Raw genomic sequence first — 22,914 nt, 5'->3', positions numbered from 1 at the left:
GATAGAATTGAATTCGATTTGACGCGAAAAGGAGCGATTGATCCATGCAAACGATAAGTCTCGACCTCGCGAAGCGGGACGCCGATACGCTTGACGCTTTGACCGGACTTTGGGAACGCTCTGTCTGCGCCACGCACGATTTCCTTTCGGCCGCCGAGATCGAAAGCATCCGTCCCGAGGTCCGCGCCGGATTGCAGCAGATTCCGGTGCTGCTCGTCTGCCTGAACGGCGAAGAAGACGTCTCCGAGCCGGCCGGGTTTCTCGGCGTTGCCGAACGAAAAGTCGAAATGCTGTTCGTGGACCCCGCCGCCAGAGGACGCGGCGTCGGCAGCCTGCTGATGCGCGAAGCCGCCGAACGGACCGGAGCGGACGAAGTCGACGTCAACGAACAGAATCCGCAGGCCGTCGGATTTTACGAACATCTGGGATACCGCGTATTCGCGCGGTCGGAAACGGACGATCAAGGCCGACCGTTTCCCATCCTGCATCTGAGAAGGGATAAGAACGCTCAGTCTTCGCTGTGCAGCAGCTCGTCCACGAAGCCGTAAAACGTATCCGGGTCGCTCAAATGCACGTTATGATTGGCGTTCGGCATTTCGCGGACGATCGCGTGTTTGAGCAGGCTTTTCGCCTTCTCCCATACGTCGTCCGGCATGTCTTCGCCGTACTTCGCCCGGACCAACAGCGTCGGACATTCGATCCGCGGCAGCATGCCGTACCAGTCGACGTTGTACGCGATATTGGCCGCCATCGCCCGGCCGCTGAACATCATACCGTAGCCTTCGGGCGTCTCGACCAAGCTGTTCATGAAATATTCGACGCCGAGCGGATCTCCGAGCGTTTCGCGCATGAACCGCCGGGCTTCGGCAAGATCCGAAAAAGGCATCGGCCAGCTTCCCGTAAACGGATCGCGATCCGGAATTTCTTCCGGCGGCGCTTCGAGTCTCTGCGGCGGCCCGGCCGGCGTTTTGTCCAGAATGGCGACTTTGTTTACGCGATCCGGAAACATGACGGCGGCGTGCGCGGCGATCTGCGCGCCCATCGAGTGCCCGAGCAGCACGCAGGATTCGATGCCCAGCGCGTCCAACAGCCCTACCGCGTCTTCCGCCATCTCTTCCGCCGTATACCGGGACAGCGGCTTATCGCTTAAGCCGTGTCCCCGTTGGTCGGGCGCGATCACCCGATACTGCTGCCCGTAACGGCGCATCAGATCCGCCCAGACCTCTCCTCTTCCCCATCGTCCGTGCAGACACAGAATCGCCGGTCCTTCCGTTTCCGTATCCAGCACGAAAAGCTCGACGTTATTCAAAATCACCTTTTTGCGAATAATCGATACTGACACCCTTCTTCCTCCGTTCGATCGCTTTTCTTTTATTGTATCAGCCCGAAAGAAATTCGAACATGCGCTCCCTTTACGTTTTCTTCCGACTTCCATCGATACGTTTTCATTGTATAGACATATTTTTCGGGACTTTCGTCTCAGATTTTAAAGCCTCTTGATTTTGGTAACGTTTGCTTATAAGGTCTTATTTAAGCTCATAATTTAAAATTTCACGAGGAGGCACTAATCATGAAGAAAAAAACCATGGCGGCCCTGATCGGAACAGGGATGTTTTTCAGTATGGGGGTCGGCGCGTTCGCCGCGTCCAATCTTCAGCCGATCCAAGCGTTTCTGAATCCCGGCTTGAAAATTCAGGTGAACGGTCAAGCGTTCGCTTCCAAAGAAGCTCCGATTACATACAAGAACACCACGTATCTGCCGCTTCGTTCGATGGCCGACGCGTTGGACGTTCCGGTCCGTTATAACGCGGCTCAGGGAACGGTTCAGATCGGCGAACAAACGGCGGGCGTACCGATCGCGGACGGATTCTCCAATATGTACCAAACGAAAGATCCGGATAAGACCGTCTACAACGGCAAAGATTACAAAGAAGTCTTCTACGACGACGCGACCGGAAAACGGGAAAGCAGCTTCATGCTGTATCCGAAAAAGAAATACGCGACGCTCGTGCTTCAAGCGGCGGCGATCAATCAAGATATCGAAAAATTCGTCGTGCTCGACAGCGATACGCGCAAAGAACTGAAATCGACGGCCGTCGCGCGCGGCGAAGGCCTCAAAACGATCACCGTCAACATCTCCGGCTCGAACTCGCTGTACGTGTACGGCGAACTCAAAGACGGCGGCAAACTGTTTATTCCGTTGACGACTTCGTATTATAAGTAAGAAGCGCGAGCATCGATTCCATGAACGAAAAATACGAATTTCCTCGGGTAATGAAACTGCGCTACGACGGCCCTTCCCGTAACGTCGGCTTCGACTTCTGCCCGTCGTCGCTTAGCGGGGAAGATCTCGACGAGCGATGCGTGTTTATGTACGAAGACGATGCCGAATTCGTGATCTCGAAGCTGCGCGGCCGTTATCCGCTGATCGATCCGCAAAGCGGCGAGGTTCAAGAGAAGTTCGATCCCTGCTGGGATAACCCGATCCCCCGCCCCGTCTGGCTCGACATCGCGAACGAACTCGAAACGCTGCGAACCGAGGAGGCGGAAGAAGCCGAGTTCGTGCGGACCTTCGCGCGGTGGCTTCGCCAAGCGCTGGAAGTCGGCGATTACGTGACGGTGACCGGTAATTTGTAGGCAAAAAGAGGAGCGGTCTCTAAGACCGCTCCTCTTCTTCTACCCACTCGCGAAGCGCAGACAACTTGTCGTCCCAATACCCTTCGAAAAAAGACAGCCAATCGCCGATCTGCTTGAGCGGTTCCACGCGCAGTCGGTACCGGGTCTGCCGTCCGACGCGGCGGCTGTCGACCAGTCCCGCGTTCGCGAGCACATGCAGATGTTTGTTGACCGCCGTGCGGCTGATCGGAAACCGCTCCGCGATCGCGGCGATCGGCAGTTCGCCTTCCGCCAGCAGCTTCAGCATGGCCCGCCGGCTCGGGTCGGCGATCGCTTGAAAAATATCGTGTTCCGGCGCACCCATGACTCAGACGGTTCCGCCCACGTAATCGACCAGATTCCGCCGTACGATGTTTTCCCAGCCTCCGTCCATAATGCCTCGAACGACCGAATGCGGCTGTCCGAATTCCGTGTGCGCGTCGGCGTCCCAACCGGAATGAATCAGCGTAAAACGAGTGCCTCCGCCTGCCGTCTCTTCCAGCTCGAACGTCAGCGTCCAGTCTTTGCCCCAATCGAAAGACAGCCGATGCGGCGACTCCAGTTCCGTCACGCGGCAGGGCGATTCGCCGAACTGCGCCGAGCGCACGACGAATTCATGTCCCTTTTTCGCTTCGAAATTGTTATCCATCCACCAAGCTTTGAGTCCTTCCGACGTGGATACGGCCTGCCAGACTTTGGCGATCGGCGCTTTCAATTCTACCGTTTTGCGAATTTCAGGCAGCTTTTGCTCGGATTTTTCCATTAAGAGTTCCTCCGTATTCGATTTCCGAATGATTTTCTTTTTATTATAACACCTTAAGGTGTCGTTTTCTCGCAAAATTGAAATTCCGTTTCTTATCCCCTTACAATGACAGAAAGCAGGCAAAGAAGGGCTTGCATGCAGACGACGAGAGGAGTTCGAGAACATGGATTGGCAGCACAGGCGGATCTGGAACGATTTATCTTCGGAGGTCAAACAGCAGCGGATGAGCGAATTGGAAGCGACTTTGCCGAAAGGCTTCGAATTCGTGCGGACGGAAACGTTCGAACGCTTCGGGCAGTCGTCGGAGACCGGCGTTTTTCTCTACGGAGGTGCCGAGTTTCTGTTCGTGCCGGGCGACGAAGCCGGGTTGGGATGGGACGGAGAATCGATGGACGCAGAACGGCTCGAAATGTTCGGCCGCTCGTTCGGCATGTCGCCGGAAGAAACGAAAACCGCGCTGCGAAGCCAAATGTCGCCTGTTCGCGAAGTCTCGATCCGCCCGATGCTGGTGGAGCGCGCTTTCTCTTCCGCGGGCTGGTTCGATTACGATCCGAGCAAGCTGGACCCCGAAGAAGACGACGATCTGCTCGAAGAACTCGAACATTTCCGGCAGATGCCGCAGCAGAGTCTGGAGATCTATCAATTCGCGCGCATGGAGCGGGTCGAAGGCGAGATCCGTTTGCAATTGTTCGACGACAGCGAGACGTACGAGGAGTGGCGGGAAGATCTGATCGCCGACCCGTTCGACCTGCCGACCGAAGACGAATGGGAATATGTTTACGCGGCGGGCGCCCGTACGCTGTTTCCGTGGGGAGACCGGATCGAACCTTCGATGCGGCTGAAATATTTCTCCGGCACGACTTCGTCCCAAGACGGCCCGATCGTTTACGATTTGGAGCAGCCGAACGTATTCGGCCTGCGCTTTTCCGGCGATCCTTATCGCAAAGAATTGGTCGTGACGCCAAGCGGCGTACGGGGCAAAGGCGGCGACGGCGGAGCTTCTTTGCACGGCGGACTGGGACGGGAACTCGGGTATCTGCCTGTCGCCACGGCTTTCCGCGATCCGTACGAACACGAACTGGACTGGCCGGAGCTGCTGGACGGTGTCGTGTATCGGCGCATCGTGCGGCTCTGACGCTTCAGGTATGGACGGCACGGAAGAACGGCTTCGCCCGAACCGCCGGTTGCGGGAGGCGAAATCAAATACGCCCTTCCCCGCTTTGAACGGGAAAGAGCGTACCTATTAAGATCGATTCACTTAAACTCCATGCAAAAGCCGGGCCGCGAAGCTTCAAGATGCGCCGAGCTGCGCGGCAGCGGTCCTAGGGGTATGCTCGTTCGAATCGGCGATCCCATGAAGCTGCGTTTTCGCTCAGACGCCTTGCGATACCGGTTCGCGATTCGCCGGAGCGTCTTGCGCCGACTTGGCTTCCGGACGTTCTTCTTCGCGCGCGGTATGCAGTTCTTGTTCGTTCTGGTGAAGCTCCTTGAGCATATTCCGGTAAATGTGCGCTTCCTGGCGGTTCAATCCGTCGCGGTTTTCTTTCAAGATCCAGTTCTCCATCGTCTTCTTCAGAATCTCGCTTTTCCGTTCCAGCACTTCCGTATAACTCAATGTTCTTCATCCTTTCGCGATTCTCGATTTCCGACGCCGGAAGCCTCTGCGAGGTCACATCCGACGTAACGTTTATCATTATACGGGAAAGGAGCCGCCGTCCCAACGCAGCTCAGTCGGCCTCTCCTCGGGCAAGAACTCCTGAGCGCGGCAGACTCGGACTCAGCGGGCGAGTTCGTAAATGTGCGGCCGGATGCTCCCGTTTACGGGCGGATACGGAAGATGTGCCGATCGGAAAAGAATCGAAAGCAGACTTCTATGGCTGAGCCGCGATCTGTTCGGCAACGGCGACCAGTTCTTCCACGCTGTCGTCCCACGAAGAGATCAGCAGCGCTTCGTTTCCGATCCGGAAATGAACCACTCGGCGGAATTCCCCGTCGACGGCGATCGCTTCTTGACCGCCGATGGTCACATTTAGCGTGGGTTCTTTGTACAGCGAAGGAATCTGCCGGAAAAATTTCGCGTTTTCTTCAGGGGTGCCTGAATACTGGATTGCTGCATACTGACGACCGCTCTGGGTAAAATAAGTCGCCGATTGACGCAAGCCGCTGCCGAAGTCATTTGTTCCGATCCCTTTATGCGTCATCGTCAAGCCGTCGGAATCGATCAACGAGTCCGGCAGGAGACTTTTTTCACGCGGAGCCGACTCTTGCGGCACATCGTATGTCGGAGCTTCTTGTTCCGCTTCGATCTCGGGCTCTTCCTTGATTACGGTATTCGTATCGATCACTTTCGTTTCCGAAGCTTCGGCCGACGTCTCGGCAGGCTGATCCGCGTAAGCCTGATAAGCTAATCCGCTCCCGCCTAATACCAGCACGCCCGCTACTCCCGCCGCAATCCATCCTTTTTTCACTTTATTCCCTCCCGATAAAAGTCGTAGTTCCATAGATTGAACGCGCTACCCTCCTATAAAATTTGTTTAAATTTTCTCACCTTCCTGTATATGCTTTTTATTTGACCAACGGTTTACTTTTTATAACAATTAATTTTCTCAAAACGGTAGTAATCCCGACTAAATCGGTGTACAATATCGGAAAATATCTAACCGAAAGCTTACATAAGGATGGTCCTGCCTATGATCTCATTATCTCGCATCAACGTTACGTTCAACATCGGCTCGCGCACCGTCGAAGCCGCTCGGGATATCGATCTGCACGTGAACGAAGGCGACGTGTTCGGCATCGTCGGGTACAGCGGCGCGGGCAAGAGCACGCTCGTACGCGTGATGAATCTGCTTCAACGCCCGACGTCCGGCGAAGTCACGGTCAACGGTCAGAATCTGCTGGCGCTGCGGCCTCGAGAACTGCGCACGGCGCGCAAGAAAATCGGGATGATCTTCCAGCATTTCAATCTGATGAAGTCCCGCACCGTCTACGACAACGTTCTCTACCCGCTCAAGAGCGCGCGGATGCCCAAGAAAGACAAAGACCGCAAAGTCCGCGAACTGCTCGAACTGGTCGGCTTGTTCGACAAACTCGGCGCTTACCCGTCCCAACTGTCCGGCGGGCAGAAGCAGCGCGTCGCGATCGCCCGGGCGCTCGCCAACGATCCGCGCATTCTGCTCTGCGACGAAGCGACCAGCGCGCTCGATCCCAAGACCACGCTGTCGATCCTCGACCTGCTGCGCGACCTGAATCGCAAGCTCGGTCTGACGATCGTGATCATCACCCACGAGATGCAGGTCGTCAAAGAAATCTGCAACAAAGTCGCGGTGATGGAAGAAGGCCGGATCGTCGAACAAGGCGATATCGTCCCGATCTTCAGCGATCCGAAGCAGCCGCTGACGCGCGACTTTATCCATACGGCGACGCATTTCGGGCAGACGGTAGAGAAGATCATGTCGCATCCGTCGCTGACCCGCATGAGCGAGAACGATCGGCTGTGCAAAATCTCGTTCGTCGGCGAACGCACCGGCGAAGCGGTCGTGTCCGATATCGCTTCCCGCTTCGGCGTCTCGGCCAACATCTTGTTCGGCAACGTGGAGATTCTTCAGCAGACCCCGGTCGGCAGCCTGATCGTCGTCCTCTCGGGCGGACGCGCGGAACTCGACAAAGCGCTGGCTTACCTCCGTTCGCTGGGCGTCGAGGTCGAACAACTGCCTTCGCCGTCCGCATTGACACCGGAAGGAGGTGAACGCATCGGATGAACGATTGGCTGAACCGTTATCTGCCCAATGTCATGGACAATCTCGACGATATCTGGGAAAGTACTTATGAGACCGTCTATATGGTCTTCATGACTTCGCTGTTCTCGGCGATCTTCGGCATCGCGCTCGGCGTCATTCTGGTCGCGACCGACAAAGGCGGCGTGCTGGCAAACAAATGGGTCTATGGTATTCTGGAGAAGATCGTGAACTTCTTCCGCTCCGTTCCGTTCATCATTCTGATCGCGCTCGTCGTTCCGGTCACGCGGCTGATCACGGGCACGTCGATCGGGATGAACGCGGCGATCGTGCCGCTGGTGATCGGGATCGTGCCTTTTTACGCCAGGCAGATTCAGAACGCGCTGCTCGAAGTCGACCCCGGCATCATCGAAGCGACGCAGGCGATGGGATCGAGCCCGCTCGAGATCATCTTCCGCGTCTATCTCAAAGAAGGCCTGACCGGCATCGTCCGCGCTTCCTCGGTGACGGTCATCAACTTGATCGGCCTCACCACGATGGCGGGCGCGATCGGCTCCGGCGGACTCGGCAGCCTCGCGATCAACAAAGGCTATAACCGTTTCCAGCTCGATATCACGTTCGTGGCGACCGCGCTGATTCTGCTGCTCGTGTTCGTCTGTCAGTTTATCGGCGACTACTTCACGCGCAAATCGGCTCATTGAACCGCGCAGCCGCTCTATGCGATCGAAACGTATCGCTTCGCAATCTTGGGATGGTCGGCCGAACCGGAGTTCGGGGCGCATCCCAGACCTTATCAACAGAACCCATATTTAAGAAAAGAGGAATGAATCATTATGGCAAAAGTCGAAAGCTTCCAACTGGATCATACGATCGTAAAGGCTCCTTACGTCCGCGCGGCGGGCGTCGAGCATGACGAAAAAGGCAGCACCGTGCAAAAATACGATCTGCGTTTCCTGCAACCGAACGAAGACGCGCTGCCGACGGCTGCCGTGCATACGCTGGAGCATCTGCTGGCGACTTACCTGCGCGACGAACTGACAGGGATCATCGATATCTCCCCGATGGGCTGCCGCACCGGTTTCTATATGATTCTCTGGAACGAACATTCGCCGGAAGAAGTCGCGACCGCGCTGGAGAAAACGCTGCGCCTCGTGCTCGAAACGACGGAAGTCCCTGCGGTATCGGCGCTGGAATGCGGCAACTATCGCGACCATTCCTTGTTCTCCGCTCAGGAATACGCGCGTCAAGTGCTGGAAGCCGGCATCAGCCGCGATCCGTTCAACCGGGTATTTTAAGCGATGATCGCGATCGACCTCACGGGCAAAACGGTCGTCGTCACCGGCGGCGGTTCGGGCATCGGAGCGGGGATCGTCGAGTTGTTTCTGGAGAGCGGCGCGAGAGTGGTCTCCGCCGACCTCCGCTTCTCGGACGATCATGCCGTCGAAGGCGACCGTCTGGCGACCATGCGTCTCGATCTGTCCAGCACCGACGACGTGGAACGCTGGTTCGACCTGATCCTGGAACGCGAAGGCGTGCCGGACGTGCTCGTGAACTGCGCCGGAATCTCGACGATGGATTACGTGATCGAGAGCAAGACCGAAGATTGGGAAAAAGTATTCGCGATCAACTCGACGGGCCTATACGTGGCGTCCAAACGCGCGGCGCGCGCGATGGCCGACACGAACAAACCGGGCAGCATCATTCAGATCGCGTCGCAGGCGGGCAAGAACGGCTATCGCGCGATGGGCGGATACTGCGCGTCCAAACATGCGGTGCTCGGCTTGACCAAAGTGATGGCGGTCGAACTGGCTTCGCAAGGCATTCGCGTCAATGCCGTATGTCCGGGCATCGTGGAAACGGCCATGAAGCATCGCGAACGGATCGAAGGCGGCCTGATTCGCGGCATGACGGCGGAAGAGATCTACGAAGAAGACTGCTCGCAAGTCCCGCTGGGCCGCACCGCGCAGCCTCGGGATGTGGCGAATGTGGTCCTGTTCCTCGCAAGTCCGCTCGCTTCGTATATGACGGGACAGGCGATCAACGTGACCGGCGGCATGACGATGCACTGACGAAAGCTTGCGGGATGCAGCGGAACGAACAGGCCTGTTCAAGGTTCGCCTCGCTTTTTCGACATACCTCTTCACTCTATCGCTTCGATGCGTTACCGATGGAATACTGTATTTACACATAGAAAATCATGGGGGGAAAGAAACATGAAAAAGCAATGGTTCGCGGGGATGGCGCTCAGCGCCTTGGTGGTACTGGCCGCTTGCGGCAACGATTCGGCGACGAACGGAGGTTCGAGCGCCGCGGCCTCGTCGGACGGCACGCAGACGATCACGATCGGTTCGATGGGTTCCGACGCGCAGATCTGGGAGCATATCGCGGATTCTCAAGCGGCCAAAGACGCCAAGCTCGATATCAAAGTCAAAGAGATCGACGGCGGCGTCGAGCTGAACAACGCGACCAAAGAAGGCGAAGTCGACGTCAACGCGTTCCAATCGTGGGCGTACCTCGTCAGCTACAACAAAGACAGCGGCGCGAAGCTGGCGGCGATCGCCACCACTTATCTCGAACCGATGGGCATCTACTCCAGCAAGATCAAAGACATCAAAGACGTGCCGGACGGCGCGTTGGTCGCGCTGGCCGACAACCCGGCCAATACCGCCCGCGGACTGCTGCTGCTGCAAGCGGCCGGCCTGGTCAAACTCAAAGACGGCTTCGACGTCGGCACGGGCGGCACCGACGACGTGGCGGAGAACCCGCATAACCTCAAATTCGAACTGATCGACGACACGACCGGGCCGCGCGTCATCCAAGACGTGGATCTCGTGCTGATCGGCAACACGATCGCGCTCGAAGGCGGCTTGAACGTGCTCAAAGATTCGCTGTTCCACGAAGAAGTCTCGGTGGACACCAAAGCGAACATCAACGTGCTGGCAACCGCGGACGATAAGAAAAACGATGCGGGACTGCTCAAATTGGGCGAATTGTACCACAGCGAAGATACCCAGCAGTATATCGAAAAAGAGTTCGGCGGCACCAAAGTGGACGTGAACAAGCCGATCTCCTACCTCGAAGAAAAATAAGCGGAGGTCCATTCATGAAAATCGCAGTCATCTGCGCGATGGAAGAAGAAATCGCTCCGCTGCGCGAGCGATCCTCGATCGGCGCGCGCGAAGTAACCGGCAAAACCATTATCGAGCATGCGATCTGGGAAGGCGAAGAACTGCTGCTCGTCGAATGCGGCATCGGCAAAGCCAACGCCGCCGTCGGCGCGGCGCTGCTCGCGGATCGCCATCGCCCCGATCTGATCATCAACTCCGGTTCGGCCGGCGCGTTCGACCCTTCGCTTGCCGTAGGCGACGTGGTCGTGCCGACCACCTACGTCTACGGAGACGTGGACGCGACCTGTTTCGGCTATGCTTGGGGGCAGATGCCTCAGATGCCGGCGGCCTACGACATCGACGAGGCTTGGCTGGGCCGCCTGCGCGGGATCGCGCGGGAGCAAGCGCATGCTCTGCCTTACCGAATCGATTTCGGTCTGGCGCTGACGCTGGATTCGTTCATGAGCGACGGCGACCGCGTGCAAGGCATTCTGGCGCAGCAGCCGGAGACGAAAGTATCCGATATGGAAGGTCTGGCGATCGTCGAAGTCGGACAGCGCTACGGCATCCCGGTCGTCGCCGTCAAAGCCGTGTCCGATATCGCCGGACACGGCGCGGAATCCGCCGACAGCTTCGACGAGAACGTCGACTTGGCCGGACGCCATGCGGTGCAGTTCACGGAACTGCTGATCCGCGCGGCTCGCGGGGAACGTGCCGAGAATCGAGCAGCGGAAGTCTGATCGCGTTACCTTGTTCGTTTGGGCGAGAAGCGGCAGGACCGAACGCAGTCGGGAGCAAGTACGAGCCGGCTCGCTCCGTCCCGCCTGCATGCTCCTCTTTCCGGACAGCTTAAAGCCTCGTGCATTTTGCACGAGGCTTTTCGGCGCGTTTACGGTTGCGATAAAGTCGGACTCGGCAGAATCGATGATCGGACGGATCTCAAGCGCCGCCGCCCAGAAAACTTTTTTCGATCAGCTCGAGCTGGGCTTCCAGCGAGATTGGGTCGTTATAGAACGATCCTTTGGGATCGATCCAGAACACCCGGTCGTTCTTGACCGCATCGAGCGATTTCCATACCGGGCTGTCGTAGACCACGTTCGCGTCCCCGTCGTCCCACCCCCAATTGCTGGTGAAGATATAATCGCCCGCGTAATCCGGCAGCTTTTCCAATGACAGGTCGCCGCCGAATCCGTCGCCTTCGATCAGCGTCTCGCGGATGATATCCGGCGCTTTCAAGCCCAGATCGTCGTACAGAATTTCGCCGCCGCGTCCGCCTTTGTTGCCCCAAGCGTAGATGCCTTTGGCATAAGGCTGAAGAATCGAGACGGTACGGTCGCCGACCACTGCCTGAATCTTCGGTTTGACTTCGGCGATCTTCGCGTTCCATTTTTCGATCCATTCCTGCGCCTGCGCTTCTTTGCCCGTGATCTTGCCGAATTCCGTCAGCAGTTCCTGCGGAGGCAGCGCCCCGTATTTCAGCCGCACGACCGGAGCGATCTTCCGGAGCTGCTCGTAATCGCTCGGCTCGATATAATCGAACGCGATGATCAGATCCGGATTTTGCGCCAAAACGACCTCTGCCGTCGGCTTGCTCCCCAGATCGGCGACGCCGTCTACCAATCCTTCGTGGTACGGATTCTGCAGCGAATCGCGAATCGCCGCTACCGGCTTCACGCCGAGCGCCAGCAGATCGCCGATCGAACTGCCCGTAAGGTCGACGATCCGCTTGGGCTCGGCAGGGACGGTTACGTCGCCCGTGCTGTCTTTGTAGACCCGCGTCGCCGCTTGGCTCGCTTCGCCGCCCGCGTTTTCGGCCGAGACGTTTTTCTCCGCCCCCGCCGCTGCGCCTGCCGTGCCCGAACTTGTCGTATTGTTCCCCGTTCCCGAGCACGCGCTCAATACCAACACGCCGCATAACGCGATCATGACCATCGCAGCGGATGTTCTTTTTCTCATCGGCAATTCCCCTCTTCGGCTCAAGTGATAATGATTCTCAACACTTTCGCCATTGTAGCATCGCCGCTTTGCTCCTACAAGGGCAGATTTCGGATAGAGAGCGGGCAATTCCGGTACGGGCAAACCTTGCGACAGCAGCGCCTTGTAACGAACAGGAGGGATTCCGTAATGCTTTTTGAACGCTCGGCCGAAACTATGCGCGTCCGGATAACCGCAGCGTTCCGCCAACTGTTGAAAAGACAGATCGTAACGGCTCAGTTCGTCGGCTGCCCGTTCCATGCGCATATGCGTCAGCACGCGCATCGGACTCGCGTTCAGCCGCCGCTTGAACGATTTGCTCAATAAACTGACGCTGCATCCGAAACGCCTCGCCAATTCTTCGAGGGTAACCGGTTCCCCGCAGCGGCGATGCAGATCGAGCAGGACTTGATGCAGCAGGTCGAACCGCTCCGGTCCTTCCTGACGCAGCCGCCTCTGCCGCATCAATTCGTGCTGGAAAGTCGCGAATACCGCTCGCGCGCGCAGTTTGTCGAGCGGATCGCCGCTCTGCCAATCTTCGAACAGCCGATCCGCCAGACTCGACAGCTCGGCCGGAAACAGCGGATCGAACGCGTACTGTTCGGCGAACGGATTCGCTTCTTCCAACTGTCGGCGCAGCCGTTTGGACAGCGGCAGCATCAGCTCTCCCCGATATAACACCAGCATATATTCGCAATCTTCCGATGCCGACATTCGCAGGCGTGCTCCTTTGCCCCCGTGAACCCATTGATTGCGCTTCGAATCCGTCTGCCAATCGTCCAGGCGCAAACGAAGCTTTCCTTGCCGGATCATGACGAAAGCGCTCGCCGGAAGCCGGTAATCCCGTTCTCCCCCGTCGGCTTCCAGCCTCTCGATCCGGACGTCTTGAAGCTTGACCGCCGCGTTCGCCCAGAGGCGAATCTGTTCGTCCCCGTTCACTCCGTTCCCGTTCCCCCTTTCGCTACTGCCGCGCCGACTCCCGCATCATGTCCATAATCTTCCGCGTCGTATTCACGTTTCTTACCGTCATCTGCGCATACAGCTTCGAACCGACCAACTTGTTCATTCCGCTGCGTCCCGCGTCTTCGCGGCTTACGGCATACAGCAGGGCGCGCGGAGCGGCGATCAGCGTGCCGATCCCCGGCGTCAGCGGAAGAGCGCTCGCCGCTTCGGCTTCGTCCGTTCCTTCCCACAAGAAAAACACGTCGCTCTTCATCTCTTCGCCGTTGCTCCAATCTTCGGGCAGCTTAGCCAAGATCGCTTCCATCTCGTCGAGACTGCGGATCAGCACGCGGATATTCAATCCGAACTCCGTCAGAATGGCCGCTTCGAGTACCGCGGGCAGTTCCGTTTGAGCGAGCAGATCGTTCGCGAACACGATATTGCCCGAGTTGATATACGTCTTGACATGCTCCATGCCCGCCGCTTCGAAAGCCGTTTTGAGCCGTTTCATCTCCACTTTGTTGTTGCCGCCTACGTTGATTCCGCGCAGCAGCGCCGCATAGATCATGATCGTTCCTCCTTGACCGTCTCGTTTATTGCCGTGCGATTCCCGGTATTATGTATGCCAAGAACTTGCGATAGAATCGATTACAGTATACCGAAAAAGAAAGCCCCCTGCATGCTCATGCAGAGGGCTTCGTCTATCCGATGCACATAAACTTAGCGCAGATCCACGCCCGTCAGTTCGGCCGACAGATCCCATAAGCGCTTCGCTTCTTCCGGGTCGGCCGCGTACGCTTTGACGCCGGTGCGCGGACCGCCTTCCTGCGTCATCTCGGCGATATCGCAATCTTCGCAGTACACGCCGCCTTTGCCGTCAAGCTGCGGCGAAGTCGCGGCCCAGACCTGAGTAGCCGCGCCCTGCTCCGGCGTTTTGAATCCGGGATTGACTCCGTTGCCTTCTTCGTCCACCCATTTGAGCGCGACCATCTCTTCCCGGCTCATATGCCGCTGAAGCGGAGTCAGGATGCCGCCCGGATGCACGGAGAAAGCCCGCACGCCGTGCGGCGCTCCGAGCCGGTCCAATTCGACCGCGAACAGCGCGTTCGCCGTTTTGGACTGGCCGTAAGCTTCGAATTTGACGTAGTTGCCTTCGAAGTTCAGATTGTCCCAACGGATCGGCGAAGCGTGATGACCCGTCGACGAAGTCGCGACCACGCGCGCGCCGCCGCCGGCTTTGAGCAGCGGCCACAAGCGGTTGATCAGCGCAAAATGCCCCAGATGATTGGTCGCGAATTGCAGCTCCCAACCGGGACCGACCCGCGTTTCCGGACTTGCCATGACTCCGGCGTTCAGAATCGCCAGATCGATGCTGCGTCCGCTATCGAGCATACGGTCCGCGAAGGCTTGCACGCTGTCCAGATCGGACAGATCGAGCGTGTCCACCTCGACGCGCTCCACGCCGGACAGCGCTTCGCGCGCGGCTTCCGGACGGCGGGCCGGTACGATCACGTGCGCGCCGGCTTTGACCAGCGCTTTGGTCGTCTCAAGTCCGAGACCCGAATATCCGCCGGTCACGAGCGCCAGTTTGCCGGACAGGTCGATGCCTTCGAGGACTTCGTCCGCCGTGCTTCGAAGACCGAAGCCGGAACCGATCTTGTGCTGCGGCGTTTTCGCATAGGTTTGTTCCATTCTGATTCGCTCCTTTGAGTGGGGGGTTATTTTGCTGATTTCACTTTATCAGTTAGAGTTCACTTGAAGTCAAGCAAGCCGCCGCGTTTCTTTGACTTCAAAATTTTATTTACAAACCGACGGTCTGTTTTTATAATGATCTTAATCTTTTATCCGTCACATGCGCGTATCGTTTGATCCGAAGGAGGAATCGAAATGAAACAAGAAGAACGCCGCGAGCAGACGCTGAGGACGCTGCTGGACACGGTCAAAGAGTTGGTCAAAGAGAAAGGCTGCCACTCCGTCACGATGAAAGACATCATGGATCGGTCGAATCTGTCCAAAGGCGCGATTTTCCATTATGTCAAAAGCAAAGACGAGTTGTTCGTGCGGGTGCTTCGCGAACGGCTGGAAGAAACGGACCGCGGCTTCCGCAGCGAAGTCGATGCCGACGCGCCGTCGTTCGCCGACCCGATGCGGAAGATTGCCGACAGTATCTCGGTCTACGAGAATCCGGAAGACCCGACGAACAAGATTCTGCTCTATTTGCTGGGCAAAGAAGATCAGCCTATGATCGCGGAAGCGCTCAAAGCGTATTACGAGCGCTCCGTCGATCTCTCGCGTCAGTGGATCGAGACGGGGCAGCGGCACGGCGTGATCTCAAGCGAGGTCGATCCGGCCCGAACCGCCGACCTGTTCGTTCTGCTGACGACGGGCCTGCGCGTGCGGGCTTCGATTCCGGGCGCGCCTCGGCGGTTCGATGCGCGGACGTTCGCCGAATGGATCTCCGACCTGCTGCAGCCCCGGAAGGAGCGGTAATCGTGATTCCTTTCTACGCGCTTATCGCCTCGTTTCTTCTGTTCAGAATGCTCGGCTTGATCGGCGTCGCGCATTTCGCGGGTTGGCAGACGTCGCTGCAAGCGGCTTCGGCGGTCATGCTGCTGCTCGGCGCGTCCGCCCATTGGGGAAGCAAACGCGCCGACCTCATCCGCATGGTGCCGAAAACGTTCCCCCGTCCCGGGTTGATCGTCACTTTGACCGGTCTGCTGGAGATCGCGGGAGCGATCGGCCTGCTGCTGCCCGCTACCTCGCGAGCCGCTTCGATCGGGCTTGCGCTGCTGCTGGCCGCCATGTTTCCGGCCAACGTGCTGGCGGCGCGCGAGCGGCTGACGATCGGAGGCAGACCGGTGCCGAAACTGCTTACGCGCACGCTTGTACAGCTCTTTTTTATCGTCGCGGTGCTGCTGGCCGGATGATGCCCGTCTCCTTGTGTCGACCGCGTTCTCCGCAAACTTATTTTATTTACACGTTGGATACAATTCGGTTCAAAGACCGATACATTCAAGGTTTAAGATAAGTTCAAGCCAAGAAAAACAGACACGAAGGAGATGGATTATTTATGCGTTACCCGCAATGGATCGCGGCTTCCCTCGCCGCAGGCGTACTTCTCACAGGAACCGTATCGGCTCAGTCGGCTTCGGCCGCGGCAAGCACGGGCAAGCAGACGACGGCCGTCACATCGGCCGCTGCCGCCTCCGCTTCCCAGAAGCTGAACTTTACGCTGAGCGACGTGAATTATTCGGCCGCCCAATACAAGAGCATCGTCAAAGCTTACGCCGCTTTCGAAGGATTCGAGACGCCGTACGTGCCGACGCGCATGATCACGGGCGACTCGTTCAAAAAGGTCGCGGTCAGCGGAGACAGCGTCACGTTCTTGTTCAAATACATGAGAGTGTCCGTATCCGCCCGCGACGATTCCTACAGCTACAAAGGCACGACCGTCACGCTGCCGAACTCCAACAACGTAAAAGGCAAATGGTACAAAGTCGGCGGCACGGACATGCTGACCTTCCCGCTCAAAGACCGTTTCGTGACGATCTACGCCCCTGCCCACTCGCTCAGCAAAACGAAGCTGGAGCATGTGGCCGTCGACGTCACTCGCTACCAGCCTTAAGTCTTAAGACGGCAAAGATTCGGGAGCGGGCCGCGCGCATTTTCAAACGCGGCGGCTCCGCGATTCTTCCGGACTTGCCCTGCGAAAAGCCCCGACTTCCGTACGGAAGATCGGGGCTTTTCGCGTTTTTTGTTCGTTTTGTCCGTTCGTTTTGTCCATCATTTTGTCCGCTTGCTTCGATCGAGGTCGGCGTTATGCGATCGCGAAGCTGCGGCTATGCCTGCTGCCGATCGCGCCGATCCGCCTGTTCTTCTTCCGCTCCCGAAGGAAGCGACAAGCTGAAGCGCGCTCCGCCGAGCGGCGACTTCGCGTAGGTCAGCTCGCCGCCTAGCCGCAGCGCGATCTGGCTGCTGATCGCGAGGCCGAGGCCGGTAATCCCGTTGCGGCCGGTATAGAATCGCTTGAATACGGCTTCCGCCTCGTCTTCGGCGAGTCCGGGACCGTCGTCGTCCACATGCAGCATCCAGCCGCTGTCGCCTTTTCGCTCCAACAAGACCGATACTTCCGCTTGCGTATGCCGTACCGCGTTTTGCAGCAGATTCAAGACCAGACGAAACAACTGCTCGCCGGTCGTTCGTACGGTTAGCGGCCCGCCCGCAAGCGACAAGGTCAAGCTCCGCGCCGAAGCCGCAGGCCGCATCAGGCCGAGCGCTTCCTGAACGAGCGCGTCGAGTTCGATCGGCTGCGTGGGCCAAGCCTCGTCCAGCGCTTCCAGCCGGGATAAGGTCAGCAGCTTGTCGACCATCTCGACCATCCGCCGGGACTGCGACGCGATCACTTCCAAGCCTTCTTCCTGATCGACGACCCCGTCGCGGATCGCGTAGCTGTAACCGTCGATCGACATCAGCGGCGTCCGAAGCTCGTGCGAGACGTTTTGCAGAAATTCGACTTGATGTTTCTGATGTTCGGAGATCCGTTCGGCCATAAAGCGGAACGTGCGGCCCAGATCGCCGATCTCGCCGGGCAGATCATCGGGCAGCGCGTCGGCTTGCGGCCTGCCCGGCTCGTAACGGTCGACCGCTTCTTTCAGACGGTTCAGCGGCTTCAGGATATACGAGACGGTCAGCAGGCCGATCAGCAGAATGATCACGAAGCTGACGGCCGTGGACAGCAGCGTCGTTCTCAGGATCGAACCGTACAGCCCCCGCACCGACGACATCGGCGAATACAGGAAGATCCGGTACGGAAGATCGTTGAGCTTGGCCTGCGTATACAGCACTTTGCTGCCGTCCACCTTGCCGATTCCTTCGTTGTTGTAGACCGGGTTATGCAGCGTTTGGCCGATCTCCGAAGCATTGCTGGCGCTGACGACCCGCTGCTGATCGTCGAGAATCAAATAATCCGCGTCGAGCATGACGTCGCGCACGACGTAATTGAAATCGACGCGATCCAGTTCGCCGAGCCCGCCGTCGTTTAGGACGTGCAGCGCTTTGCGAACCTGTCCGTGCAGTTGGACTTTGACCTGATTGATCATCAAGTCGTCGATCAGGCGGACGAACAAGCCGAGCGTGACCGCGATCGTGACCAGCACCGCCGCCGACATGGAGATCAGCAGTTTCCCGCGAATGGTCCGCATGGCTATACCTGCCGAATCGACGCTTTGTAGCCGAATCCCCAGACCGTATCGATATGCAAAGTAGACGCGTATTCCGCCAGTTTGCGCCGGACGCGTTTGACCAGATCGTCGACCACGCGCACATCGCCGAGGAAGTCGTAATTCCAGACCTGCCGAATCAGATACTCCCGTTCGAAAGGACGTTCCGGATGCGAAGCGAGAAACAGCAGCAGATCGAACTCCCGGGAGGTCAGCGCGACCTCGGTCGAACCGATCCGGACCTGACGGAATTCGGGGTCGATTCGGACGTTGCCCGCCGTGCAGATCCGGTTTTCTTTGCGCGCCGCTTCCGCCGAACCCGACGACTGCGTCAAACGCAGCATCGCTTTGACCCGTCCCACGAGCTCCCTCGGATTAAAAGGCTTGCTCAGAAAATCGCTGCATCCCAATTCCAGTCCTTGAATCCGGTCGCTCTCCTCGCCCCGCGCCGAGATCATGATGATCGGCATCTCCGTGAACGTGCGCAGCTCGGTCAGCAGCGTCAATCCGTCGATGCCGGGCATCATAATGTCCAGAATCAGACAATCCGGCCGCTCGCCGCGAATATGCGCCGAGAGCGTCCGGCCGTCCGAGAACGACGCGACCTCGTATCCTTCTTTTCGCAAATATTCGGACAACAGCTGAAGAATAAACAGATCGTCGTCCACTACCGCAATTTTGCTCATACGTCTTCTCTCCCCGGTTATGGTCATGCCGCTCTGCCGGATCCGTATGTCGGAACGCGGGAAACGCAGCTTGCTTGATCTTTACTATAAAAGAACGAGAGGCGGGAATCCAATTTGGATTCCTGCCTCTCGTTTACGGTGCTTCGCTGACCGAGCGATCGGCGACCGGGTGCGGTCTGCGCTCGAAAAAAGGCTTACTTTTTGGTTTTAGCGGCAGGTTTTACGGTTTTGGTCGTTTTGGCGGCAGCCGGAGTCGTTTTTACCTTTTTGCCCGCAACCGGTTTTACGGTTTTCGGCGCGCTTTTGACCGAAGATTTCGCGACTGCCGGTTTAGCGGCCGTGACTTTGGCTTTCGTTGCGGCTGCGCTTTTGACCGGAGCTTTCGTCAGCACGCGAGCGGCTTTGGCTTTTTTCGTTGTAACTTTTACGTGTTTCGCAGTAACGGCTTTTTTGTGCGCGGCCGCTTTGTGATGCGCTTTTTTGTGATGAAGCTTTTTGTGAGCCGCTTTTTTGTGCTTAGCGGTTTTGTGGGCAGCTTTCTTATGTGTTTTTTTGCTGTGCGCCGCCGTTTTGTGCGAAGTCGTTTTGTGAGCGGCGGTTTTCGGTGCCGTCTTCGTGCTTGCCGGAGTCTTGGCGGCGGTCGTTTTGGCCGGAGCTTTGGTCACCGGAGCGGTCTGATGAGTCGCAGCGGCCGGTTTGACGGACGTCGTCGTTTTGGCAGGAGCGGCCGTGTTCGTTTTGGCAGCCGGTTTGGTCGTCGTCGCAGCCGGTTTAGCGGTAGGCGTTTTAGTCGCTGCCGGAGCGGCGGACGTCGTCGTTTTGGCGGGAACGGTGGTAACCGGTTTGGCCGGAGCGCTCGCCGCGAAAGCACTTGCGCTTCCTCCCATCAAGCTGATTGCGGTCAATACGGCTGCTGCGTTTTTTGTCCATTTTTTCATTTGGAATCACCTCTTGTTCGGATTTGTTTCTAGCTTATCAGCCAAGTTCGGGATTTCTGCGGAAGAAGTGTGGGAAAACTGTATGAAAAAAAGACGGACGAAAAAAGGCCGAATCTGTACGCGATCCGATACAAAAAGCGAGAAAGTTCCGTCTCTACGACAGAGGCGAAAACAGGCCCTTTCCCGGACCTTCTTCGCCGTTTGTTGAAAACCGTTTGAAAAAGGAGACCACGATGTTTAAATCCCGCAAAACGATCGGGGCAGCGACTCTGATCTATACCGTTTTGATTCTTTATTTTATGTTTTTCGCTTTCGGCCGGGCCGATTCCGGGGCAGGAGACGGAAGTTACACGTTTATTTGGGTACCCGGCAACTTCCTCAAACTGCCCGATCTGCCCGATCTCCTGCCGCCGACCGTGATGGATCTGGTCAGCATCGGAAATATCGCGGCGTTCGTTCCGTTCGGCATCCTGATTCCTTTGCTGCGCCCGATGACGTTCGTTCGTTTCCTGATCGGATTCGTCTTAGCCATTCTCGTTCTGGAGACGATTCAAGCGTTAACGTTCCTCGGCAGTTTCGATGTGGACGACGTCTTGCGCAATACGCTCGGCGCGTGCATCGGATTCGCGGCTTACCGGATGGCGGTTCGCGGACCGGATATGCGGCGAAAAGTCATGCTGGCATGCCTGTCCGTAGCCGTGCTGTTCATCGGCGTATGGGGCGTCGGCTTCGGAATCGACAAAGCGTTCGCCAAAACTCCCGCACCGTTCACGGCCGTCACCGAACGGGAAGGCGGCAGTCCGGAAGCGGCAGCAAGCGAGAAGCTTAAGCCTTTCGAAATCGGAGGTCGGCAGATCGTTCCCGAATTCAACCTTTACGATTCCGGAGCTTCGTCCAAGCAAACGTACACGTATCGTTTAGATCCCGAAGAACTTCGGTTTAGTTTGCAATACGGTATCCCCGACGGCGCCGAGTTCAAAGGCTCGATCAGCGCTTCCGTGGACGGCCGAGAGATTCTCTCCAATTCCGAAGAATATCAAGGCCATACGCCTCAGACTTTCGAATGGGAGTTCGAAAAAGGCGGCGTGCTGACGATCACCGTGGAAGGCAGCGAGAAAGTATGGGACGTCGGTTATCGAAAGATGCAGTATTTCTGGCAGTAATCCGATCCCGCTCCGCCCCTAACAAAAAAGCGATCCGCCCGTCTTCCGGTGCGAGATCGCTTGTTTTTTTGCGTAAAACTCTTATTCGGCTTCTTCCGATTCTTCGCGGGTCTCCGTCCATTCGATCGCTTCTCCGCGCTGCTGCCTCATCCGGATATTTTCCGTGCCCCAACGGCACATCACCGCCACGATCTCGTTCGCGGTCACGCCGTATGCCGTCAGCCGGTATTCGACCTTGGGCGGCATCTGCTCGTATACTTTGCGTTCGACCAGCCCGTCCCGTTCCAGTTCGCGAAGCTGCTGGATCAACACTTTCTCCGAGATGCCTTCAATGCCGCGGCGAAGTTCGCCCGTCCGCTTCACGCCGGTCATCAGCAGGCAGATAATCAGCGCTTTCCATTTGCCTCCGATGATTTCGAGCGTGGCTTCGATCCCCATATTATAGGTTTTCATCTTCGTCCCCACCTCCGTTTGCCGCTGCCGACGTTCCCGTAAAAGTCTATTATCCCATCGTTCGTATACCCGGTCCAGTACGTACCTTGAGGTAAGCTTCTTACTTCATTGTGCGTATTTTCATCCAGCCGAATCGGGTGCATAATAAGCGGCATCCCGCAATGATCCACAATAATGATCGAACCAAAGGAGACTCGACCATGAACAAAACTCTGGTGATCCTCGCTCATCCGAATATCGAAACGTCCCGCGTGAACCGCCGTTGGCGCGAAGAACTGCTGCGGCATTCGGATCGGATCGACGTACACGAATTATACGCCGCCTATTCCGATTGGCAGATCGATGTGTGGCAGGAACAAGAACGGCTGGAACGATACGACCGCGTCATCTTGCAGTTTCCGCTTTATTGGTACAGCTGCCCGCCTCTGCTCAAAAAGTGGTTCGACGACGTATGGACTTACGGCTCGAGCGGTACCAAACTTCGCGGCAAATCGATCGGAACGGCGATCTCGATCGGAGACCAAAAGGCCAATTATCTGCCGGAAGGCGGCGTCTCCTTCACCGTCGACCAGATCCTCGCTCCGTTCAAAGCCAGCCTCCGCCATGTCGGCGCGATCGAACTGCCGCCTTTCGCTTTGTTCGGCGCTTCGTTCCGGGTGAGCGATCAAGAGGTTGAAAACAGCGCGGCGGCTTATGTCGAGTATGTATCGAATAGGGCCGGAGCGGCTTGCGAATCGATCTGATTCGGGGAGCAAACGAAAAAAAGCCGTCAGCGTAGATAAACGCCGGCGGCTTTGGGATGAAAGAACGGCTCAGACCGCTTTCTCCGGTTTCGGCACTTCGACCCCGTTCAGGATCAGACGCAGGTTAATGTCCGCTTTGAGCGAGTCGGAGACCGCGCAGTATTTCTCTTCGGCCATCAGCAGCGCTTTCCAGATCCGGTAATCGGGAACGGTCCCGTCGATACGGAAAAACAGATCGATCGACGTGAAGCCCGAAGGATTCGTTTCTTTGCGCGTTCCGTCCGCTTGGATCTCGATCCGGCTGATGTCGGACAAAAACCGGTCCAAAATCATCGTGATGTCGATCCCCATGCAGCCGCCGAGTCCGGCCAGCAGCAGCTCCATCGGCGTCATGCCTTCGCCGTTTCCGCCGTATTTCGGCGTCGCGTCCATGCCTACGGAATAACCGGACGGCCCGGTCGAATCGAACTTGCGGCCGCCTTTCCAGATTGTCGATACGTTCATGATAAGCTAACCTTCTTTCTTCATGCTTAA

The 22,914-nt window shown here is 57.4% G+C and carries 28 protein-coding genes; 15 read left to right on the top strand and 13 right to left on the bottom strand.

Annotated features, from left to right (window positions below; translation table 11 throughout):
- The first annotated feature begins 44 nt into the window (after nucleotides 1-44).
- Nucleotides 45-548 (top strand): GNAT family N-acetyltransferase, encoded by a 504-nt coding sequence (locus tag CDO73_RS12935; RefSeq protein ID WP_088488936.1) that lies wholly within the window; start codon nucleotides 45-47, stop codon nucleotides 546-548.
- On the opposite strand, the gene CDO73_RS12930 is transcribed toward CDO73_RS12935, so the two are convergent.
- Complete coding sequence (locus CDO73_RS12930; RefSeq protein ID WP_218821625.1) at nucleotides 509-1,342, bottom strand: alpha/beta fold hydrolase; 834 nt, start codon at nucleotides 1,340-1,342, stop codon at nucleotides 509-511. The two genes, CDO73_RS12935 and CDO73_RS12930, sit on opposite strands and share 40 nt — an antisense overlap.
- Nucleotides 1,343-1,570: 228 nt before the next feature.
- Between CDO73_RS12930 and CDO73_RS12925 the strand changes: the two genes are divergently transcribed.
- Both CDO73_RS12925 and CDO73_RS12920 read left to right on the top strand, forming a co-directional pair.
- Entirely contained in the window at nucleotides 1,571-2,224 is a 654-nt protein-coding gene (locus CDO73_RS12925; RefSeq protein WP_088488934.1) for a stalk domain-containing protein, read from the top strand.
- A 20-nt stretch (nucleotides 2,225-2,244) separates the two neighbouring features.
- Complete coding sequence (locus tag CDO73_RS12920; protein WP_088488933.1) at nucleotides 2,245-2,637, top strand: hypothetical protein; 393 nt, start codon at nucleotides 2,245-2,247, stop codon at nucleotides 2,635-2,637.
- Between the two features lie 19 nt (nucleotides 2,638-2,656).
- Here the strand turns inward: CDO73_RS12920 and CDO73_RS12915 are convergent, their stop codons facing one another.
- Both CDO73_RS12915 and CDO73_RS12910 read right to left on the bottom strand, forming a co-directional pair.
- Nucleotides 2,657-2,980 carry an ArsR/SmtB family transcription factor gene (locus tag CDO73_RS12915; protein ID WP_088488932.1) on the bottom strand — a complete coding sequence of 108 codons (324 nt, stop codon included), beginning with the start codon at nucleotides 2,978-2,980 and terminating at the stop codon, nucleotides 2,657-2,659.
- Between the two features lie 3 nt (nucleotides 2,981-2,983).
- A complete protein-coding gene (locus CDO73_RS12910; protein WP_088488931.1) occupies nucleotides 2,984-3,418 on the bottom strand; it encodes an SRPBCC family protein in 435 nt (144 codons plus the stop codon).
- A gap of 163 nt (nucleotides 3,419-3,581) precedes the next feature.
- Here CDO73_RS12910 and CDO73_RS12905 point away from each other — a divergent pair, with 163 nt between their 5' ends.
- Nucleotides 3,582-4,553, top strand: a complete 972-nt coding sequence (locus CDO73_RS12905) for a formylglycine-generating enzyme family protein (RefSeq protein WP_088488930.1) — start codon at nucleotides 3,582-3,584, stop codon at nucleotides 4,551-4,553.
- A 237-nt stretch (nucleotides 4,554-4,790) separates the two neighbouring features.
- On the opposite strand, the gene CDO73_RS12900 is transcribed toward CDO73_RS12905, so the two are convergent.
- On the bottom strand, nucleotides 4,791-5,033 hold the full coding sequence (locus CDO73_RS12900) for a hypothetical protein (RefSeq protein WP_088488929.1): 243 nt from the start codon (nucleotides 5,031-5,033) through the stop codon (nucleotides 4,791-4,793).
- Nucleotides 5,034-5,289: 256 nt separating this feature from the next.
- Nucleotides 5,290-5,886 carry a hypothetical protein gene (locus tag CDO73_RS12895; RefSeq protein ID WP_088488928.1) on the bottom strand — a complete coding sequence of 199 codons (597 nt, stop codon included), beginning with the start codon at nucleotides 5,884-5,886 and terminating at the stop codon, nucleotides 5,290-5,292.
- Nucleotides 5,887-6,108: 222 nt separating this feature from the next.
- Here CDO73_RS12895 and CDO73_RS12890 point away from each other — a divergent pair, with 222 nt between their 5' ends.
- From CDO73_RS12890 to mtnN, 6 genes are all read left to right on the top strand, one after another.
- A complete protein-coding gene (locus tag CDO73_RS12890; protein WP_088488927.1) occupies nucleotides 6,109-7,179 on the top strand; it encodes a methionine ABC transporter ATP-binding protein in 1,071 nt (356 codons plus the stop codon).
- Nucleotides 7,176-7,856: a methionine ABC transporter permease gene (locus CDO73_RS12885; protein WP_088488926.1), complete on the top strand. Its 681-nt coding sequence runs from the start codon at nucleotides 7,176-7,178 to the stop codon at nucleotides 7,854-7,856. Before CDO73_RS12890 ends, CDO73_RS12885 begins: the two co-directional genes overlap by 4 nt.
- A 132-nt stretch (nucleotides 7,857-7,988) precedes the next feature.
- Nucleotides 7,989-8,450, top strand: coding sequence for an S-ribosylhomocysteine lyase (locus CDO73_RS12880; RefSeq protein WP_088488925.1), 462 nt, complete (start codon nucleotides 7,989-7,991; stop codon nucleotides 8,448-8,450).
- Nucleotides 8,451-8,453: 3 nt separating this feature from the next.
- Nucleotides 8,454-9,224 carry an SDR family NAD(P)-dependent oxidoreductase gene (locus CDO73_RS12875; protein WP_088488924.1) on the top strand — a complete coding sequence of 257 codons (771 nt, stop codon included), beginning with the start codon at nucleotides 8,454-8,456 and terminating at the stop codon, nucleotides 9,222-9,224.
- A gap of 144 nt (nucleotides 9,225-9,368) precedes the next feature.
- Entirely contained in the window at nucleotides 9,369-10,244 is an 876-nt protein-coding gene (locus CDO73_RS12870) for a MetQ/NlpA family ABC transporter substrate-binding protein (RefSeq protein ID WP_088488923.1), read from the top strand.
- A 14-nt stretch (nucleotides 10,245-10,258) separates the two neighbouring features.
- A complete protein-coding gene (gene mtnN, locus CDO73_RS12865) occupies nucleotides 10,259-11,002 on the top strand; it encodes a 5'-methylthioadenosine/S-adenosylhomocysteine nucleosidase (protein WP_088488922.1) in 744 nt (247 codons plus the stop codon).
- Nucleotides 11,003-11,201: 199 nt separating this feature from the next.
- On the opposite strand, the gene CDO73_RS12860 is transcribed toward mtnN, so the two are convergent.
- The 3 genes from CDO73_RS12860 to CDO73_RS12850 all read right to left on the bottom strand — a co-directional run bounded on the left by CDO73_RS12860 (nucleotide 11,202) and on the right by CDO73_RS12850 (nucleotide 14,870).
- Nucleotides 11,202-13,175, bottom strand: a complete 1,974-nt coding sequence (locus CDO73_RS12860) for an AraC family transcriptional regulator (protein ID WP_088488921.1) — start codon at nucleotides 13,173-13,175, stop codon at nucleotides 11,202-11,204.
- 22 nt (nucleotides 13,176-13,197) lie between these two features.
- The gene (locus tag CDO73_RS12855; protein WP_088488920.1) at nucleotides 13,198-13,746 is read right to left on the bottom strand and encodes a DUF1697 domain-containing protein; all 549 of its coding nucleotides are present in this window, start codon (nucleotides 13,744-13,746) and stop codon (nucleotides 13,198-13,200) included.
- Nucleotides 13,747-13,898: 152 nt separating this feature from the next.
- Nucleotides 13,899-14,870, bottom strand: coding sequence for an SDR family NAD(P)-dependent oxidoreductase (locus tag CDO73_RS12850; protein WP_088488919.1), 972 nt, complete (start codon nucleotides 14,868-14,870; stop codon nucleotides 13,899-13,901).
- A gap of 195 nt (nucleotides 14,871-15,065) precedes the next feature.
- On the opposite strand from CDO73_RS12850, the gene CDO73_RS12845 reads away from it, so the two are divergent.
- The 3 genes from CDO73_RS12845 (at nucleotide 15,066) to CDO73_RS12835 (ending at nucleotide 16,803) form a co-directional block, all read left to right on the top strand.
- Complete coding sequence (locus CDO73_RS12845; protein ID WP_088488918.1) at nucleotides 15,066-15,668, top strand: TetR/AcrR family transcriptional regulator; 603 nt, start codon at nucleotides 15,066-15,068, stop codon at nucleotides 15,666-15,668.
- A 2-nt stretch (nucleotides 15,669-15,670) separates the two neighbouring features.
- The gene (locus CDO73_RS12840) at nucleotides 15,671-16,105 is read left to right on the top strand and encodes a DoxX family protein (RefSeq protein WP_088488917.1); all 435 of its coding nucleotides are present in this window, start codon (nucleotides 15,671-15,673) and stop codon (nucleotides 16,103-16,105) included.
- Nucleotides 16,106-16,248: 143 nt separating this feature from the next.
- Nucleotides 16,249-16,803 (top strand): hypothetical protein, encoded by a 555-nt coding sequence (locus CDO73_RS12835; protein WP_088488916.1) that lies wholly within the window; start codon nucleotides 16,249-16,251, stop codon nucleotides 16,801-16,803.
- A gap of 214 nt (nucleotides 16,804-17,017) precedes the next feature.
- Here the strand turns inward: CDO73_RS12835 and CDO73_RS12830 are convergent, their stop codons facing one another.
- The 3 genes from CDO73_RS12830 to CDO73_RS12820 form a co-directional block, all read right to left on the bottom strand.
- Complete coding sequence (locus CDO73_RS12830) at nucleotides 17,018-18,379, bottom strand: sensor histidine kinase (protein WP_088488915.1); 1,362 nt, start codon at nucleotides 18,377-18,379, stop codon at nucleotides 17,018-17,020.
- Between the two features lie 2 nt (nucleotides 18,380-18,381).
- The gene (locus CDO73_RS12825) at nucleotides 18,382-19,083 is read right to left on the bottom strand and encodes a response regulator transcription factor (protein WP_088488914.1); all 702 of its coding nucleotides are present in this window, start codon (nucleotides 19,081-19,083) and stop codon (nucleotides 18,382-18,384) included.
- Nucleotides 19,084-19,277: 194 nt separating this feature from the next.
- The gene (locus tag CDO73_RS12820) at nucleotides 19,278-20,021 is read right to left on the bottom strand and encodes a hypothetical protein (protein ID WP_088488913.1); all 744 of its coding nucleotides are present in this window, start codon (nucleotides 20,019-20,021) and stop codon (nucleotides 19,278-19,280) included.
- Nucleotides 20,022-20,254: 233 nt separating this feature from the next.
- Between CDO73_RS12820 and CDO73_RS12815 the strand changes: the two genes are divergently transcribed.
- On the top strand, nucleotides 20,255-21,184 hold the full coding sequence (locus CDO73_RS12815) for a VanZ family protein (RefSeq protein ID WP_088488912.1): 930 nt from the start codon (nucleotides 20,255-20,257) through the stop codon (nucleotides 21,182-21,184).
- A gap of 81 nt (nucleotides 21,185-21,265) precedes the next feature.
- On the opposite strand, the gene CDO73_RS12810 is transcribed toward CDO73_RS12815, so the two are convergent.
- The gene (locus CDO73_RS12810; protein ID WP_088488911.1) at nucleotides 21,266-21,637 is read right to left on the bottom strand and encodes a winged helix-turn-helix transcriptional regulator; all 372 of its coding nucleotides are present in this window, start codon (nucleotides 21,635-21,637) and stop codon (nucleotides 21,266-21,268) included.
- A gap of 200 nt (nucleotides 21,638-21,837) precedes the next feature.
- Here CDO73_RS12810 and CDO73_RS12805 point away from each other — a divergent pair, with 200 nt between their 5' ends.
- Nucleotides 21,838-22,380 carry an NAD(P)H-dependent oxidoreductase gene (locus CDO73_RS12805; protein WP_088488910.1) on the top strand — a complete coding sequence of 181 codons (543 nt, stop codon included), beginning with the start codon at nucleotides 21,838-21,840 and terminating at the stop codon, nucleotides 22,378-22,380.
- A gap of 69 nt (nucleotides 22,381-22,449) precedes the next feature.
- Here the strand turns inward: CDO73_RS12805 and CDO73_RS12800 are convergent, their stop codons facing one another.
- Complete coding sequence (locus CDO73_RS12800) at nucleotides 22,450-22,884, bottom strand: OsmC family protein (RefSeq protein WP_088488909.1); 435 nt, start codon at nucleotides 22,882-22,884, stop codon at nucleotides 22,450-22,452.
- Nucleotides 22,885-22,914: the final 30 nt, after the last annotated feature.

Origin of the sequence: Saccharibacillus sp. O23 (genome assembly GCF_002205895.1) — a bacterium.
GTDB lineage: Bacteria > Bacillota > Bacilli > Paenibacillales > Paenibacillaceae > Saccharibacillus.
This window is presented reverse-complemented; position numbering and strand designations above follow the sequence as displayed.

What these genes read in the sequence shown, in the direction of transcription:
- CDO73_RS12870 (WP_088488923.1), top strand. Translation starts at nt 9,369, where the DNA reads ATGAAAAAGCAATGGTTCGCGGGGATGGCGCTCAGCGCCTTGGTGGTA.
- CDO73_RS12830 (WP_088488915.1), bottom strand. Translation starts at nt 18,379, where the DNA reads ATGCGGACCATTCGCGGGAAACTGCTGATCTCCATGTCGGCGGCGGTG.
- CDO73_RS12850 (WP_088488919.1), bottom strand. Translation starts at nt 14,870, where the DNA reads ATGGAACAAACCTATGCGAAAACGCCGCAGCACAAGATCGGTTCCGGC.
- CDO73_RS12825 (WP_088488914.1), bottom strand. Translation starts at nt 19,083, where the DNA reads ATGAGCAAAATTGCGGTAGTGGACGACGATCTGTTTATTCTTCAGCTG.
- CDO73_RS12810 (WP_088488911.1), bottom strand. Translation starts at nt 21,637, where the DNA reads ATGAAAACCTATAATATGGGGATCGAAGCCACGCTCGAAATCATCGGA.
- CDO73_RS12925 (WP_088488934.1), top strand. Translation starts at nt 1,571, where the DNA reads ATGAAGAAAAAAACCATGGCGGCCCTGATCGGAACAGGGATGTTTTTC.
- CDO73_RS12935 (WP_088488936.1), top strand. Translation starts at nt 45, where the DNA reads ATGCAAACGATAAGTCTCGACCTCGCGAAGCGGGACGCCGATACGCTT.
- CDO73_RS12885 (WP_088488926.1), top strand. Translation starts at nt 7,176, where the DNA reads ATGAACGATTGGCTGAACCGTTATCTGCCCAATGTCATGGACAATCTC.
- CDO73_RS12820 (WP_088488913.1), bottom strand. Translation starts at nt 20,021, where the DNA reads ATGAAAAAATGGACAAAAAACGCAGCAGCCGTATTGACCGCAATCAGC.
- CDO73_RS12855 (WP_088488920.1), bottom strand. Translation starts at nt 13,746, where the DNA reads ATGATCTATGCGGCGCTGCTGCGCGGAATCAACGTAGGCGGCAACAAC.
- CDO73_RS12845 (WP_088488918.1), top strand. Translation starts at nt 15,066, where the DNA reads ATGAAACAAGAAGAACGCCGCGAGCAGACGCTGAGGACGCTGCTGGAC.
- CDO73_RS12890 (WP_088488927.1), top strand. Translation starts at nt 6,109, where the DNA reads ATGATCTCATTATCTCGCATCAACGTTACGTTCAACATCGGCTCGCGC.
- CDO73_RS12910 (WP_088488931.1), bottom strand. Translation starts at nt 3,418, where the DNA reads ATGGAAAAATCCGAGCAAAAGCTGCCTGAAATTCGCAAAACGGTAGAA.
- CDO73_RS12920 (WP_088488933.1), top strand. Translation starts at nt 2,245, where the DNA reads ATGAACGAAAAATACGAATTTCCTCGGGTAATGAAACTGCGCTACGAC.
- mtnN (WP_088488922.1), top strand. Translation starts at nt 10,259, where the DNA reads ATGAAAATCGCAGTCATCTGCGCGATGGAAGAAGAAATCGCTCCGCTG.
- CDO73_RS12835 (WP_088488916.1), top strand. Translation starts at nt 16,249, where the DNA reads ATGCGTTACCCGCAATGGATCGCGGCTTCCCTCGCCGCAGGCGTACTT.
- CDO73_RS12880 (WP_088488925.1), top strand. Translation starts at nt 7,989, where the DNA reads ATGGCAAAAGTCGAAAGCTTCCAACTGGATCATACGATCGTAAAGGCT.
- CDO73_RS12915 (WP_088488932.1), bottom strand. Translation starts at nt 2,980, where the DNA reads ATGGGTGCGCCGGAACACGATATTTTTCAAGCGATCGCCGACCCGAGC.
- CDO73_RS12800 (WP_088488909.1), bottom strand. Translation starts at nt 22,884, where the DNA reads ATGAACGTATCGACAATCTGGAAAGGCGGCCGCAAGTTCGATTCGACC.
- CDO73_RS12905 (WP_088488930.1), top strand. Translation starts at nt 3,582, where the DNA reads ATGGATTGGCAGCACAGGCGGATCTGGAACGATTTATCTTCGGAGGTC.
- CDO73_RS12875 (WP_088488924.1), top strand. Translation starts at nt 8,454, where the DNA reads ATGATCGCGATCGACCTCACGGGCAAAACGGTCGTCGTCACCGGCGGC.
- CDO73_RS12815 (WP_088488912.1), top strand. Translation starts at nt 20,255, where the DNA reads ATGTTTAAATCCCGCAAAACGATCGGGGCAGCGACTCTGATCTATACC.
- CDO73_RS12805 (WP_088488910.1), top strand. Translation starts at nt 21,838, where the DNA reads ATGAACAAAACTCTGGTGATCCTCGCTCATCCGAATATCGAAACGTCC.